13 protein-coding genes, 1 tRNA gene and 2 rRNA genes are annotated in these 15333 nt (G+C 39.0%); 4 read left to right on the plus strand and 12 right to left on the minus strand.

Annotation, left to right across the window (positions count from 1 at the left end; translation table 11 throughout):
- Positions 1-21: 21 nt before the first annotated feature.
- Positions 22-306: a co-chaperone GroES gene (groES, locus tag MKZ14_RS20120; RefSeq protein ID WP_004224358.1), complete on the minus strand. Its 285-nt coding sequence runs from the start codon at positions 304-306 to the stop codon at positions 22-24.
- 171 nt (positions 307-477) lie between these two features.
- On the opposite strand from groES, the gene MKZ14_RS20125 reads away from it, so the two are divergent.
- Both MKZ14_RS20125 and MKZ14_RS20130 read left to right on the plus strand, forming a co-directional pair.
- Positions 478-1242: a type II CAAX endopeptidase family protein gene (locus tag MKZ14_RS20125; protein WP_036075465.1), complete on the plus strand. Its 765-nt coding sequence runs from the start codon at positions 478-480 to the stop codon at positions 1240-1242.
- Between the two features lie 378 nt (positions 1243-1620).
- Entirely contained in the window at positions 1621-1980 is a 360-nt protein-coding gene (locus tag MKZ14_RS20130; protein WP_339280386.1) for a hypothetical protein, read from the plus strand.
- Positions 1981-2545: 565 nt separating this feature from the next.
- On the opposite strand, the gene tatC is transcribed toward MKZ14_RS20130, so the two are convergent.
- From tatC to MKZ14_RS20145, 3 genes are all read right to left on the minus strand, one after another.
- Positions 2546-3370 (minus strand): twin-arginine translocase subunit TatC, encoded by an 825-nt coding sequence (tatC, locus tag MKZ14_RS20135; protein WP_333005885.1) that lies wholly within the window; start codon positions 3368-3370, stop codon positions 2546-2548.
- Between the two features lie 16 nt (positions 3371-3386).
- Entirely contained in the window at positions 3387-3572 is a 186-nt protein-coding gene (locus MKZ14_RS20140; protein ID WP_008176991.1) for a twin-arginine translocase TatA/TatE family subunit, read from the minus strand.
- 166 nt (positions 3573-3738) lie between these two features.
- Positions 3739-4374, minus strand: coding sequence for a redox-sensing transcriptional repressor Rex (locus MKZ14_RS20145; protein WP_036075461.1), 636 nt, complete (start codon positions 4372-4374; stop codon positions 3739-3741).
- A gap of 253 nt (positions 4375-4627) precedes the next feature.
- On the opposite strand from MKZ14_RS20145, the gene MKZ14_RS20150 reads away from it, so the two are divergent.
- Positions 4628-6571, plus strand: a complete 1944-nt coding sequence (locus MKZ14_RS20150; RefSeq protein WP_333005884.1) for an ABC-F family ATP-binding cassette domain-containing protein — start codon at positions 4628-4630, stop codon at positions 6569-6571.
- A 431-nt stretch (positions 6572-7002) separates the two neighbouring features.
- Here MKZ14_RS20150 and tsaD read toward each other — a convergent pair whose 3' ends face one another.
- The 6 genes from tsaD to MKZ14_RS20180 form a co-directional block, all read right to left on the minus strand.
- The gene (tsaD, locus tag MKZ14_RS20155) at positions 7003-8019 is read right to left on the minus strand and encodes a tRNA (adenosine(37)-N6)-threonylcarbamoyltransferase complex transferase subunit TsaD (RefSeq protein WP_016993018.1); all 1017 of its coding nucleotides are present in this window, start codon (positions 8017-8019) and stop codon (positions 7003-7005) included.
- Complete coding sequence (gene rimI, locus MKZ14_RS20160) at positions 8016-8471, minus strand: ribosomal protein S18-alanine N-acetyltransferase (protein ID WP_016993016.1); 456 nt, start codon at positions 8469-8471, stop codon at positions 8016-8018. The genes tsaD and rimI overlap by 4 nt, the downstream gene beginning before the upstream one ends.
- Complete coding sequence (gene tsaB / locus MKZ14_RS20165) at positions 8464-9171, minus strand: tRNA (adenosine(37)-N6)-threonylcarbamoyltransferase complex dimerization subunit type 1 TsaB (protein ID WP_333005883.1); 708 nt, start codon at positions 9169-9171, stop codon at positions 8464-8466. Before tsaB ends, rimI begins: the two co-directional genes overlap by 8 nt.
- Positions 9168-9617, minus strand: coding sequence for a tRNA (adenosine(37)-N6)-threonylcarbamoyltransferase complex ATPase subunit type 1 TsaE (gene tsaE / locus MKZ14_RS20170; RefSeq protein WP_016993010.1), 450 nt, complete (start codon positions 9615-9617; stop codon positions 9168-9170). The genes tsaB and tsaE overlap by 4 nt, the downstream gene beginning before the upstream one ends.
- Before the next feature lie 181 nt (positions 9618-9798).
- Positions 9799-10137, minus strand: a complete 339-nt coding sequence (locus MKZ14_RS20175) for a hypothetical protein (RefSeq protein WP_258859713.1) — start codon at positions 10135-10137, stop codon at positions 9799-9801.
- A gap of 466 nt (positions 10138-10603) precedes the next feature.
- Positions 10604-10679 (minus strand) — tRNA-Asp (locus MKZ14_RS20180).
- A gap of 213 nt (positions 10680-10892) precedes the next feature.
- On the opposite strand from MKZ14_RS20180, the gene MKZ14_RS20185 reads away from it, so the two are divergent.
- Positions 10893-11957 carry a Xaa-Pro peptidase family protein gene (locus tag MKZ14_RS20185; RefSeq protein ID WP_333005882.1) on the plus strand — a complete coding sequence of 355 codons (1065 nt, stop codon included), beginning with the start codon at positions 10893-10895 and terminating at the stop codon, positions 11955-11957.
- An 86-nt stretch (positions 11958-12043) separates the two neighbouring features.
- On the opposite strand, the gene rrf is transcribed toward MKZ14_RS20185, so the two are convergent.
- A 5S ribosomal RNA gene (rrf, locus tag MKZ14_RS20190) occupies positions 12044-12159 on the minus strand.
- A 114-nt stretch (positions 12160-12273) separates the two neighbouring features.
- Positions 12274-15201: ribosomal RNA gene (locus MKZ14_RS20195) — 23S ribosomal RNA — on the minus strand.
- Positions 15202-15333 lie beyond the last annotated feature (132 nt).

Raw genomic sequence — 15333 nt, forward strand, 5'->3', positions numbered from 1 at the left:
CGTAAGGTGTGTTTAATGTTCTTATTCAATAATTGCAAGAATATCGCTTTCGCGTAAAATTAGGTATTCATTACCTTCAAATTTAACTTCTGTGCCAGCGTATTTAGAGAAAATAATGCGGTCGTCAACTTTAACGTCAAGCTCTACACGTTGCCCGTTCTCTAATACACGACCTGTCCCAACTGCTACTACTTTACCTTCTTGTGGTTTTTCTTTTGCAGAGTCAGGTAGTACAATACCGAATGCAGATTTTTCTTCTACCTCGATTAGTTCAATTACAATACGATCTCCTAGTGGTCTTAACAAGTGAAACAACCTCCTAATAATTAAATAATTGTTGATATTTATTAGCACTCTATATCAATGAGTGCTAACACAATTATTATGATAATCAATCACCCTTTTTTTTGCAAGTCAGAACTTCAAAAAATTTTGTTTTCTTTCCATATTCCTCTACAATAGAAAAGAAGCATATGAATGGAAAGGATTTTGACTGTGACTAATTCTCAAAAAGTAACGAAACATAAAAAAACAGCCCTGTATGTTTTGCTGATTTATATCTTGATGCAAATCTCTAGCAGATGGTTGCTCTTACCGTTCCATAAGCTCATCATGAAGGTAACGGGTTTAGCTTCTGAACAAGCAGCTCCCATTACTCAAGGTTGGTATATTGCCTTAAGTTTTGCTGTAGCGCTCATTTTAAGCTTAATCCTTACATCTCGAGATAAGGCCTTCTGGAACATTTATCAAGGAAAAAAAGAAACGATACCACTTACAATTGTGTGGGGAATCATCGGCTTCTTCCTAGTCTTCTTTGGACAAATGATTGGTGCAGCTATTGAGATGGCTGTTTTCGGTATTGAAGGAGGCTCACAAAATACTGCTGATATAGTTGCGATAGCTAAAGGGGCTCCCATTGCCATATTAGCAATTGTTGTATTTGGTCCCATTTTAGAAGAATTCGTCTTTCGCAGAGTGATCTTTGGCTCGCTTGTCCAAACAACAAATTTCTGGGTGGCAGCAATCGTTAGTGCCATTTTCTTTGCGATTATCCACTTCGACTTCTCACATATCTTGCTTTATACCATTTGTGGTTTAATCTTCGCTTTTTTATATCACAAAACAAAGCGCATTTGGACGTCTATTATTGCACACGTCATGCTTAATGGATTTGTGACACTTGTACAATTCTATGCGGAACCATTGCAAAAGTTTCTTCAAGAACTAGAAAAAATGCAATAAATTTTTGTAAAGCCCAAAAGGTAATACAAAATATAGACAAAATTGTATAGGTACCAATTTAATGTAATTTAATTACATCATGTTAGATTTCAGTATAAATAGCCTCATTACAAAAAGACAATAGCTTTCCCAATTTAAAAATAGCAACAGATAACGAATAGTTTTCTGTTGCTATTTTTTATTTCGGAAACAAAATTTGTAAAAGTCCGATAATACTCTATAGTTTATAGAGAGATAAAAATGAAAATATTAACATAAATACAAATTTTCTGTAAATTATGATTGATTAGCCATAATGCGAATGTTACACTTGATTTAACTCGAGTGTAGCTTACTTTTAATAGCGCTTTAAATGATTAATTATAGGAGGTATTAAATATGCAAGCAAAAAAAATAATTAGTGGTGTGTTACTAGGATTATCCGTAACTCTATCAGGAGCACTAATTTCTTCGGCAGAAGAAATAGAGAATAATGAAACTAATAATGTAAGTACTGAAAATAATAGTGAAATTTCACAAAGCTCTGGAGAAATAACTCCTTATGCTGTACACGAAAGATGGGTTTCAGGAATTAGAAAACCTTACTCACTTTTCTCAACAGTCGAAAAACAAGTATTTCATATAAACGGCGATTGGAGTGGTGTACTTAATTTAGTAGCTATTGAAGATTCATACGATATTTTCACAGGAAAACGCATTAAGGTGGGCGTTTATGAGGGGTGGCTATATCCAAGATAGTTTAAAAGTACACATATTTTTAATCGAGAATTTCTACTCTTTTCTAGTATTATAAAATAAGTACTAATTTAAAGAAAATCTATTTAGTATTTGAACTACACCTCAATTGGAGGTGTAGTTTTTTACGGATAAATTTAGAATAAAAGAAAAACTAGAAACAACTAATTGCTTAATAATTGATAGGAACATAATCGAAAATTTACTGTCAAATGCGATAAACAATATAACATTTCTAAATTACACATCATAATTCAAATTAGGTGTACTAAAATACTTAACTTATAATAGTTAGTTTTTGAAAATTAACCACATTATCTTGTAAAAAGCCTGTTTGAATTATAAAGTGTTTTACATCAAGCTTGCATGTAACATAATAAACTTTATTTTGTATACTTCTAACTAATTACTAGGAATAATATACTTCTTGGCTAATTTATCAATAAGAAAGAACTTCTTGAATATATTTTCTCCTTACTTATAATTTACTGCTATACTTTGACATAGCAAACACCCAAAAGTTAGATTTTCACGCTAACTTTTGGGTGTACTTCAATTTTAAAATTGATTATTGTTTTTTTAATTCTTCAATTTGTTTCCGTTGTAACTCAAGTGCCTCTTCAATCTGGCGCTTTTGTTCAGCTTCCTGCTCTTCTTTTAATCTCATTTCTTCTGATTGCAAGTATTTTTTATAGCCAATACGTGAAATCATAATGCTTATTTCATATAGCATAAACAATGGTATTGATACCATTAAATGCGAAGCCAACTCCGGGGGTGCAATTATAGCTGCACACACAAACAGACCAAAATAGGAATACTTTCGAAAACGCACTAGTATTTCAGGAGTTAACATTCCAATACGTGAAAAGAATAGGACTACAATCGGCAATTGGAAAAGGAAACCAAATGGAATTGTAAGTCTAAATAAAAATGAAAAATAGTCCTTTATGCCAATTGTTGGTTGTATGTCTAATTCATTCGATAAACCCATCATAAATTTTATGACATAAGGAAATAAGTAAAAGAAAGAAAAGGACAGCCCTGCTAAAAATAATAAAAATGCATACGGAATATACTTTAAGGTTGCTTTTCGTTCTATGTCCCTTAGTCCTGGACTTATAAATGCCCACAATTGATACATTAAAATTGGCGAAGAAACAATAAAAGAGATTAAAAATATAACTTGAATATAAATTGAAAGCGGTGTTACTACATCAAACGCATGGAGTTCTATATTATAGGATTCTCCAGTAATTTGAAGATATTTAATAATTGGCTTTGCGACAAAAAAGGCGCCGGCCATAGCTAGAACAAAGAAAACGGCAACAATGAACAGCCGTTTTCTTAATTCTTCTATATGCTCAATGACAGTTAGATCTTTTGGATTCATTCCTCAACATCCTAACTTACTTATCTAGTTCTTTCTTTTTCTTATCATCATCATCTTCGTCGGCTAAACCTTTAGTAGCATTTTTGAATTCACGTAGTGTTGAACCAAATGCCTTACCAAGCTCTGGTAACTTTTTAGGACCAAAAATTAGTAACGCGACAACTCCGATAATAATGAGGCTCATAGGACCAATACCACCCATTACAGCCACCTCCTCTTTATATCCATCATTTTAACGCATATTTCGCCATTTTGCTAACTAATTATATGTGAAAGTTTTTCGTCACTCTCACTGATTTGACCTCATTTTATTTAAATTATCTATCTTGACAGAAACGGTGAATTACACTTAAAAATATGTATGGTTTTCACTCTTCCTGATTACGAATTAAATAAATAAGCGCTTGCAACTCTACCGATAAATCGATGGTTAAAAGCTGCATTCTTTCAGGTACTGTTAATCGCTCTGGCGTAAAGTTTAAAATTCCCTTTGCATTCATGGCTGCTAAGCGATCCGCCATTTTTTGAGCGGAGCGTGGTGAAACGGTTAAAATAGCAAGCTCTGCACCGTATTCTGCATATTTTTCTTCCAATAAATCTGGATGAAAAACAGGAATGTTACTGATCATTTTGCCATCCTTCGGTGCTTTTGAATCGAATGCTACCACAATATGTGTATTATGATTTTTTTGAAAATTATATTTTAATAATGCACTGCCTAAATTCCCCACACCAATTAACGCTACTTTTGTCGTTTCATGTTGATCAAGCGTCTGGCTAAAAAATTGTAATAGATGCTGCACATCGTAGCCATAACCCTTTTTCCCAAGTGCACCAAAATAAGAAAAATCACGGCGAATAGTTGCAGAATCTATTTTCATCGCTTCACTCAATTCCTTCGACGAAATACGTTCCATACCTTCTTGTGCAAAGTTTTGAATAAATCGATAGTAAAGAGGAAGTCTTTTTGTAGTGGCTTGTGGAATTTTTAATTCTTGTTTCAAACTTTTTCCTCCTTATGATGTACCTCCATCAATTTTACTGTCTTTAACTACTAATTTTAATACATTCATCCTTAACAATATACAACATTTTTGCAATCCCCTGCTGTATTTCTCTTTAGTTAATGGCGCCTTATACGCAGCTAACTAAAAAGAAATCGTTTCAATCTTACATGACTGCTAGGAATAAGTAAAGCACGGACATTGCATGCAAATCGTTCATCCATTACACTAAGGTAGAATTGAGGTGTCAAGAATGATTGTTTTACAGGTCAATCAACTAACTAAATCCTTTCTTGCAGATGAAATTTTAAGTGGTGTTAAATTAGAAGTTCAACACCGTGACCGTGTTGCCTTAGTAGGACGAAACGGTGCAGGTAAATCTACTTTATTAAAAATAATTGCTGGTCAAATGTCCTATGATTCAGGCGATATCATTATCCCAAAGGGTATTCAAATAGGCTATTTAGAGCAACATGCAGGATTAAACTCTACGCTAACGATTTGGAATGAAATGATGACTATTTTCGAATCACTTTTAGCACAAGAACAGCTCCTACGCTCACTTGAACAACAAATGGCTGATCCTACTGTTTATGAAAATCCTACTATGTATGCGAAAGTTATGTCGGAATACGATCAATTACAGCATACGTTCAAGGATGCTGGCGGCTATCAATATGAATCAGACATACGATCAGTCCTTCATGGTATGCAATTTTATTCCGAAGACTATGACAAACCCATCAGTTCCTTATCTGGTGGACAACGCACACGTTTAGCACTTGCTAAGCTCTTACTTAGTAAACCAGATCTTTTAATTCTCGATGAGCCTACTAACCATTTAGATATCGAAACATTATCTTGGTTGGAATCCTATTTAAAGGGCTATGAAGGCGCAATATTAATTGTTTCCCATGACCGCTACTTCTTAGACCAAGTCGTTTCTATTGTCTACGAAGTATCCCGTCATCGTGTTACCAAATATCCTGGTAATTATAGTGCTTATTTAGATGAAAAAGCTAAAAATTATGAGCGTGATGTCAAACTCTATGAACGTCAGCAAGATGAAAAGGCCAAGCTAGAGGATTTTATCCAAAAAAATATTGCACGTGCTTCTACAACAAAAATGGCACAAAGTCGACGTAAAATGCTTGAACGTACAGAGTGGATGGAATCCCCGGACGGTGATGAGAAATCCGCTAGTTTCGGTTTCTCGATTGAACGTCAAAGTGGAAATGATGTTTTATCTGTTGATGAATTAACGATTGGTTATAATGATCGTACCATTTCTAGTGGGATAAACCTTCGCACTTTTCGCGAGGATCGGATTGCCCTTGTTGGTCCAAATGGAGTTGGTAAATCGACATTATTAAAAACAATTGTAAAGGATTTAGCCCCTCTTGCAGGCAGTATTCGTTATGGGACGAATGTACAAATTGGCTATTATGATCAAGAGCAAGCAAAGCTCTCGAGTAATAAGAGTGTCCTGAAAGAATTATGGGATGAATGGCCACTCATGAACGAAAAAGATATTCGAACTGTATTAGGGCGTTTTCTTTTTAGTGGTGAAGATGTGGATAAAGCTGTATCCTCTTTATCGGGCGGTGAAAAAGCACGCCTTGCACTCGCAAAGCTAATGATGCAAAAGGCTAATTTCTTAATTCTAGATGAGCCTACCAATCATTTAGACTTAGATAGCAAAGAGGTATTAGAAAATGCCTTGATTGATTATCCAGGTACTCTTCTATTTGTCTCACACGACCGCTACTTCATTAATCGTATCGCAACAAAAGTGGTGGAGTTATCTGGAACGGGTTCATTTGAATATTTAGGTGATTACGATTATTACGTTGAGAAAAAGCAGGAACTATTGGAACTAGCACAAATGAATGCTGCCTCTCAACCCCAAGTACAGCAAGATCTGCCTGATAAAACGTCTACATCAAAAATAGATAAAGAGGCAAAAAAACGTGAACGTCAAATTAGACGTACGATCGAAGATTTAGAAAGCAAGATGCAAGAAACATCTACTATTGTTGCAAGCCTAGAAGAGGCTCTATGTGACTCTGCCATTTTCACTGACCATGAAAAAATTTCAATGCTTCAAGACGAATTAGCAACTGCTAAAGAACAGCATGAGCTATTAGAATTAGAATGGCTTGAGTTAAATGAAGAACTCGAAAATATTAATATGTAAAGATGTAAGCCATGTGACCTTTCACATGGCTTTTTCTTTACTTGTCTTCATTTTTCATATATATTGGTCAAGTGCTATTTTTCGACAAAAAATGCCCACAGTTTTATACACACTATAAATCTAGTAATACCAACATATCAACAGAGTTTTCCACACTGTCCACAATAAAAAATTATTTTATCCACATTGTATCGTATAAAACAAGCTACTATATATTGAATAATCACAAGTTATACACAAGTTATCAACAATTTGTGTATAAGTACGCGTGTTCGCTATTTATTTCGCTCTTTTACCTGTGGATAATTTTCTGAAAAATTTGTCAATTTTGTTGTTTCTACTTATTATTCCCTTAGCACCGTTCCTTTTTATCAACAATTATTCGACAATTAAAAAGAGATATCTAAAAATATAGATACCTCTTTTCCATACTATATCCAGGATTTTAACTCCATTCCTGGACGTCCATTCATCATTAAGTTTCCTCGAATACCAGCCTCATACATCGGCATAGCAGCTGCGCCAATCATTGCAGCATTATCAGTACACAATTTAAGCGGTGGTACAAAAAACGGGATACCTTCCTCTTCAAATACAGCCTCCAAAGAAGTTCGCAAACCTTTATTTGCGGCTACACCTCCAGCTGCAATAACCTGTTTCACCTGATACTCACGAGCAGCACGCAATGTTTTAGCTGTCAGTACTTCAACAACACTTTCCTGAAATCCCTTGGCAACAGCTGCTGGTGAAATGGCTTCACCTCGTTGATCCATATTATGTTTATAATTGATGACAGCTGATTTTAAACCGCTAAAGCTAAAATCATACGAATCCTCTTCCAACCATACTCTTGGAAAAGGCACAGCCTCTCCTTCCTCATGAGCAAGACGATCAATATGTGGCCCACCAGGATAAGGTAAATTTAAAACACGTGCCACTTTATCATATGCTTCACCAGCAGCATCATCTCGTGTTTCACCAATGACCTCAAAAGAACCATGCTCCTTCATATAGACAAGCTCTGTATGACCGCCTGAAACTACTAGTGCTAATAAAGGGAACTCCATTGGCTGTACAAGCGCATTGGCATAAATATGACCTGCAATATGATGTACACCCACAATGGGTAAGCTGTTCGCAAAGGCAAAAGCCTTCGCCGCATTAATGCCAATCAACAATGCCCCTACAAGACCTGGACCCTCTGTAACAGCAACCGCATCCAAATCTGACGGCTTTAGATTTGCTTGAGCTAAAGCTTCTTCAATTACCATCGTAATTTGTTCAACATGATGGCGTGATGCAATTTCTGGGACAACTCCACCAAAACGCTTATGACTCTCTATTTGAGAAGCAACAACATTCGACACGATTTCATGACCATTTCGAATAATCGCTGCAGCTGTTTCATCACAGCTTGATTCTATTGCTAATATCATTCCATTATTCATTGTAAATTCACCCACATGACAAGGGCATCCTCCCCGTTATCAGTATAATAGCCTTTCCGTATACCACCATCTTGGAATTGAAGCTTGCGATAAAGATTTTGTGCAACGGTGTTCGTTACACGTACCTCCAATGTCATAACCTCCATTCCATGTAAACGAGCTATTTGCATCGCCTCACGCATTAATCCCTCGCCTATACCTCGACCACGAGCACCCTCAATCACAGCTACATTCGTAATTTGGGCTGCATCTATAACCATCCACATCCCACAAAAACCAATAATACTTCCATTTGCATCCACAGCCAGCACATAATGAGCATACTGATTTTCATGCACTTCATAGTAAAAGGAATCCAACGTCCAAGGTACAGGAAATGAAGCTACTTCAATTTCATAAACTGCTGGTACATCATCAGAAACCATTTTACGATAAGTTACATCACTACTCATGTTCTTTCTCCTTTTGTTCTTTCAGCCAATTTGCTTCAGCCTCTGCAATTCGTTTATATTGTGGGACAAAGTGATGAGTAGCTTCAACACTCGGTAACTCCACTTTAGTTCCTACACGAATAACTTCCGTTGCACGTGGCAAGTCAAGACTAAAAGGTGCACGCAAAGCGTTATCACCAAGCTCTTCTACGATGTTATCCCAAAAAATGCCCACATCTGTTCCTACAAATAAAACAGGTGCATCTAATGCCCTTAAACGTTCTAATAAATCAGCGATATGTGCATGATGATCTTCCACAAGAGCCTCTAGTGTCATTCCTTGATAAACAGCTGTATAAACATTGTCTCTTCTTGCATCAAAAATTGGACAAATGAATCCATTATAAAGGGTAGCATTTGCAGCTAATGCTTTTAAGCTAGAGACGCCAACTAAAGGTATCTGTAATGTCCAAGCTAGGGTTTTCGCTAATGTCACACCTATGCGGACACCTGTATACGAACCTGGACCTTCAGACACCGCAATCACATCCAAGTCGCCTGCCTTTAAGCCTGCTCTTGCTAATATTTCTTCGATAGCGGGCATCGCGCCAGCAGAATGCGTTAATTTTATATTTTGCACCATCTCGGCTACCACTTTTCCATCCCTCACAATAGCAACGGAAAGTGGTGTATTCGCTGTTTCTATTCCTAACCAAATCATTTCATTAGCTCCTCACATAGCGCCTTATAGCGTTCCCCAGTAGGTATTAACACAAAACGTCGTTCATTATCTCCGATTCGGTAAATCTCTATCGCTAATCGATTCTGTGGCAAATCCTGTTCAATTAAATGCGCCCACTCTACCACTGATACTGCATCTCCATAAAATAATTCATCCCAACCAAGGTCCTCGTCACTTTCAGCCAGACGATATACATCTAAATGATTGAAGGGTAAACGTCCTTCATACTGTTTAACAATCGTAAATGTTGGACTGTTGACTGTTCTCTTCACACCAAGCCCCTTTGCTAAGGCCTTCGTAAACGTTGTCTTGCCTGCGCCCAAATCTCCTTCTAATGTAATCGTATCTTGAGCTTCTAGTAAATTGGCAAGTGCCATAGCAAAACGTTCTGTATCATCAACTGAATTCATGATTATTTCATACATTCTCATTTTTCCTCTCATCACTACATTACCTCTAGTTTACCTAAACTAGCGAAAATGTTCAAAGCATCCAATATCATTTATATCCTACTTAGAATGTCGTCGTTAAAAAGCCTAATTCAATACATAGGTTGCTTATTTAAATGAAAAAACACGTCTTCATTTACGAAGACGTGACAACGATTTATCTTTTTGAATGACCTTTCACTGCTATGATTTCTTTGCCAACTAGTTTATCATCCTTAAATTTCACTATATAGGCCTGTGTCATCAAGATTTCATCATTCCAACGATATTCATTATTTTTGATCTTTTTACCTGCGCCGCCTGCTGCTTTTACTACCTCAATATATGACATATCATTTTTTAATTTCTCAAATTCTACTTCGTTCATATTTTTTTGCCAGTGATACGCATTTGATTCTTCAATCTCTATAATAGGATCTCCACAGCCTACCATCATTATCATGGAACCAATAAGCAAAGGTAAATAAATACTTTTAAAAGAATAATCTTTGCTCATATAAACACCTCCGTAGCCAATCCGATTACTTCTACTTTTTACCCTTAATCTTTATATTAGAAACACATCTAATTTTACCTTATAGAAACGCTATCATTTATCGGTAATTTTTACTATTTTTAGATAATGTTAAATAAATACAAATAATTATATTTATGTAAATAATATCAATTATTTCACGAAGATTAAGCCATTTTTTAGACACGATTGAGATGCTTTTAGGGAAATAGATGTTGTTTATGAAATAATAAAGGGAGGTTGGTCTCAAATACTTCACAGATTGTTATACTTTTAGCCCCTTTGTTTCTAATAGGCGAGGTTGATCCTTTAGGAGTTATTCATTTGTCATAAAATTTCTACTTAGGTTTCCTAATAAGCTCCTGAATGATGAATTGGTTCCATACTCCGATAAAATATAAAAAGTCCTTATGATGTAAAATCATAAGGACTGTAATATCAATTTAAATGGCGGTCCCGACCGGGATCGAACCGGCGATCTCCTGCGTGACAGGCAGGCATGTTAACCGCTACACCACGGGACCTCTTTAAGACATTTATAAATATATCATAGAAAACATAGATATGCAATATCTATTTTTATATTTTCCTTTAATATATTTTCTAACACTCTCTTAACTAGAAATAGAACTTATCTTGTAATGAATTTCCTATACAATCAACTTCTTAATTTTATATAAGCTCTAAACATAATGCATATTTTGCAGTATATTTAACTTTAAAGGGGGAAATGTAACATGTCAAAATTAGAGCAATTACAAGCAGCCTTACAGCTACACGAAACCGATGCAATTATTATTACAAATGCTCAAAATCGTCGCTATCTAACCGGTTTTACAGGTAGTGCAGGTACAGTTATCGTAACGAAGACGCGCGCACTTTTATTAGTAGACTTCCGCTATACACAGCAAGCAACAAATCAATGTGACACCTTTGAAGTACTCGAGATTGATCGCAACCGTTTATATGAAACCATTCAGGAAATTTTTGAACAGGAATCAATTCAAACAGTTGGTTTTGAGCAACTTCATGTTACTTATTACAGCTATCAATTCATGAAAAGCAAATTGACAGCCATATTAAAACCAATGCCTACTATTGTAGAAGATTTACGGATGATTAAAACGCCAGAGGAAATTGAAATAATTAAAAAAGCAGCATGGATTTCTGATGAGGCATTTAATCATATTCTGACATTCATCAAACCTGGTATTTCAGAACTTGAGATAGCCTATGAATTAGAGTCTCATATGCGCAAAAATGGTGCAACGGGTGCAGCCTTCGATATGATTATTGCTTCTGGCCATCGCTCAGCACTCCCACATGGCGTAGCATCCTCTAAAATAGTGGAGCAAGGTGATATGCTGACAATGGATTTTGGTGCTTACTATCAAGGCTATCGTTCTGATATGACAAGAACGATTGCTGTTGGAGAACCATTAGAGCAATTAAAAGAAGTATATCAAATAGTCCATTATGCCTTACAACATGCCCTTTCCAATATCAAACCTGGTATTACTGGACAAGAGGCAGATCGTTATACACGAGACTACATTACTGCAAAGGGATATGGACAAAATTACGGACATGGTACAGGACATGGCATAGGCTTAGATATCCATGAAAATATATTTATGTCTACCATATGTAAAGACATTTTAGAAGAGAATATGGTACTGACAGTAGAACCGGGTATTTATATACCGAATGTAGGTGGTGTTCGTATCGAGGATGATATTATCGTTACAAAAGAAGGCGTTGAAGTCATTACCCACTCTCCTAGAGAACTTATTATTTTATAGACATTTTAAAGAGTAATTACAATGACTGTAATTACTCTTTTCATTAATATAAAAAAACAGTCAGCACACAGCTGACTGTTTTATTTGCCTAGCGACGTCCTACTCTCACAGGGGGAAGCCCCCAACTACCATCGGCGCTAAAGAGCTTAACTTCCGTGTTCGGTATGGGAACGGGTGTGACCTCTTTGCCATCATCACTAGACTTTTTAAAAGACAAGATTTATTATACCATATTTAAGTATAAATACAAGCTTTTTTTAAAACTTTCTTGTTCTTTCAAAACTGGATAAACGGTACATTGAATGCTTCAAACATATTGGTTAAGTCCTCGATCGATTAGTATTCGTCAGCTCCATGTGTCACCACACTTCCACCTCGAACCTATCTACCTCATCGTCTTTGAGGGATCTTACTTACTTGCGTAATGGGAAATCTCATCTTGAGGGGGGCTTCATGCTTAGATGCTTTCAGCACTTATCCCGTCCACACATAGCTACCCAGCGATGCCTTTGGCAAGACAACTGGTACACCAGCGGTGTGTCCATCCCGGTCCTCTCGTACTAAGGACAGCTCCTCTCAAATTTCCTACGCCCACGACGGATAGGGACCGAACTGTCTCACGACGTTCTGAACCCAGCTCGCGTACCGCTTTAATGGGCGAACAGCCCAACCCTTGGGACCGACTACAGCCCCAGGATGCGATGAGCCGACATCGAGGTGCCAAACCTCCCCGTCGATGTGGACTCTTGGGGGAGATAAGCCTGTTATCCCCGGGGTAGCTTTTATCCGTTGAGCGATGGCCCTTCCATGCGGAACCACCGGATCACTAAGCCCGTCTTTCGACCCTGCTCGACTTGTAGGTCTCGCAGTCAAGCTCCCTTGTGCCTTTACACTCTACGAATGATTTCCAACCATTCTGAGGGAACCTTTGGGCGCCTCCGTTACCTTTTAGGAGGCGACCGCCCCAGTCAAACTGTCCGCCTGACACTGTCTCCTGCCCCGCTAAGGGGCATGGGTTAGAATTTCAATACAACCAGGGTAGTATCCCACCGACGCCTCCTTCGAAGCTGGCGCTCCGAGATCTCTGGCTCCTACCTATCCTGTACAAGTTGTACCAAAATTCAATATCAGGCTACAGTAAAGCTCCACGGGGTCTTTCCGTCCTGTCGCGGGTAACCTGCATCTTCACAGGTACTATAATTTCACCGAGTCTCTCGTTGAGACAGTGCCCAGATCGTTACGCCTTTCGTGCGGGTCGGAACTTACCCGACAAGGAATTTCGCTACCTTAGGACCGTTATAGTTACGGCCGCCGTTTACTGGGGCTTCAATTCGCAGCTTCGCTTGCGCTAACCACTCCTCTTAACCTTCCAGCACCGGGCAGGCGTCAGCCCCTATACGTCACCTTACGGTTTTGCAGAGACCTGTGTTTTTGCTAAACAGTCGCCTGGGCCTATTCACTGCGGCTCTCATGCGCTTGCACGCTCAAGAGCACCCCTTCTCCCGAAGTTACGGGGTCATTTTGCCGAGTTCCTTAACGAGAGTTCTCTCGCACACCTTAGGATTCTCTCCTCGACTACCTGTGTCGGTTTGCGGTACGGGCACCTCTCACCTCGATAGAGGCTTTTCTTGGCAGTGTGAAATCAGGAACTTCGTCCATACGGACTCGCCATCACAGCTCAACGTTACAGTGTGCGGATTTGCCTACACACACGCCTTACTGCTTGGACGCGCACAACCAACGGCGCGCTTACCCTATCCTACTGCGTCCCCCCATTTCTCAAACGGTGAGGAGGTGGTACAGGAATATCAACCTGTTGTCCATCGCCTACGCCTATCGGCCTCGGCTTAGGTCCCGACTAACCCTGAGCGGACGAGCCTTCCTCAGGAAACCTTAGTCATACGGTGGACGGGATTCTCACCCGTCTTTCGCTACTCATACCGGCATTCTCACTTCTAAGCGCTCCACCAGTCCTTCCGGTCTGACTTCAACGCACTTAGAACGCTCTCCTACCACTGACATCGTAGATGTCAATCCACAGCTTCGGTGAATCGTTTAGCCCCGATACATTTTCGGCGCAGCGTCACTCGACCAGTGAGCTATTACGCACTCTTTAAATGATGGCTGCTTCTAAGCCAACATCCTGGTTGTCTGTGCAACGCCACATCCTTTTCCACTTAACGATTACTTTGGGACCTTAGCTGGTGGTCTGGGCTGTTTCCCTTTTGACTACGGATCTTATCACTCGCAGTCTGACTCCCGTGTATAAATATCTGGCATTCGGAGTTTGTCTGAATTCGGTAAACCGGGATGGCCCCCTAGTCCAAACAGTGCTCTACCTCCAGTATTCTCATCACGAGGCTAGCCCTAAAGCTATTTCGGAGAGAACCAGCTATCTCCAAGTTCGATTGGAATTTCTCCGCTACCCACACCTCATCCCCGCACTTTTCAACGTGCGTGGGTTCGGGCCTCCAGTAAGTGTTACCTCACCTTCACCCTGGACATGGGTAGATCACCTGGTTTCGGGTCTACGACCACGTACTACTTCGCCCTATTCAGACTCGCTTTCGCTGCGGCTCCGCCTTCTAAAGCTTAACCTTGCACGTAATCGTAACTCGCCGGTTCATTCTACAAAAGGCACGCTATCACCCATTAACGGGCTCTAACTACTTGTAGGCACACGGTTTCAGGATCTCTTTCACTCCCCTTCCGGGGTGCTTTTCACCTTTCCCTCACGGTACTGGTTCACTATCGGTCACTAGGTAGTATTTAGCCTTGGGAGATGGTCCTCCCGGATTCCGACGGAATTTCACGTGTTCCGCCGTACTCAGGATCCACTCAGGAGAGAACGAACTTTCGACTACAGGGCTTTTACCTGCTCTGGCGGACCTTTCCAAGTCGCTTCATCTAACTCGCTCTTTTGTAACTCCGTATAGAGTGTCCTACAACCCCAAGAGGCAAGCCTCTTGGTTTGGGCTCTTCCCGTTTCGCTCGCCGCTACTCAGGGAATCGATTTTTCTTTCTCTTCCTCCAGGTACTTAGATGTTTCAGTTCCCTGGGTCTGCCTTCAAGACGCTATGTATTCACGTCAAGATACTACGCGATTAAACGTAGTGGGTTCCCCCATTCGGAAATCTCCGGATCAAAGCTCACTTACAGCTCCCCGAAGCATATCGGTGTTAGTGCCGTCCTTCTTCGGCTCCTAGTGCCAAGGCATTCGCCGTGCGCCCTTAATAACTTAACCAAGTTATTAAGCCTATAAAAAAACTTAAAAAATAAATGTGTTTGTTACAATTTCAATGTCGTTTTATCCAGTTTTCAAAGAACAAGTTTTGAAGTGTTTCATTCAGAAGAATGAACCTTCAAAACTGAACGC

Origin of the sequence: Lysinibacillus sp. FSL P2-0066, from assembly GCF_037969495.1 — a bacterium.
Classification (GTDB): Bacteria; Bacillota; Bacilli; order Bacillales_A; family Planococcaceae; genus Lysinibacillus; species Lysinibacillus boronitolerans.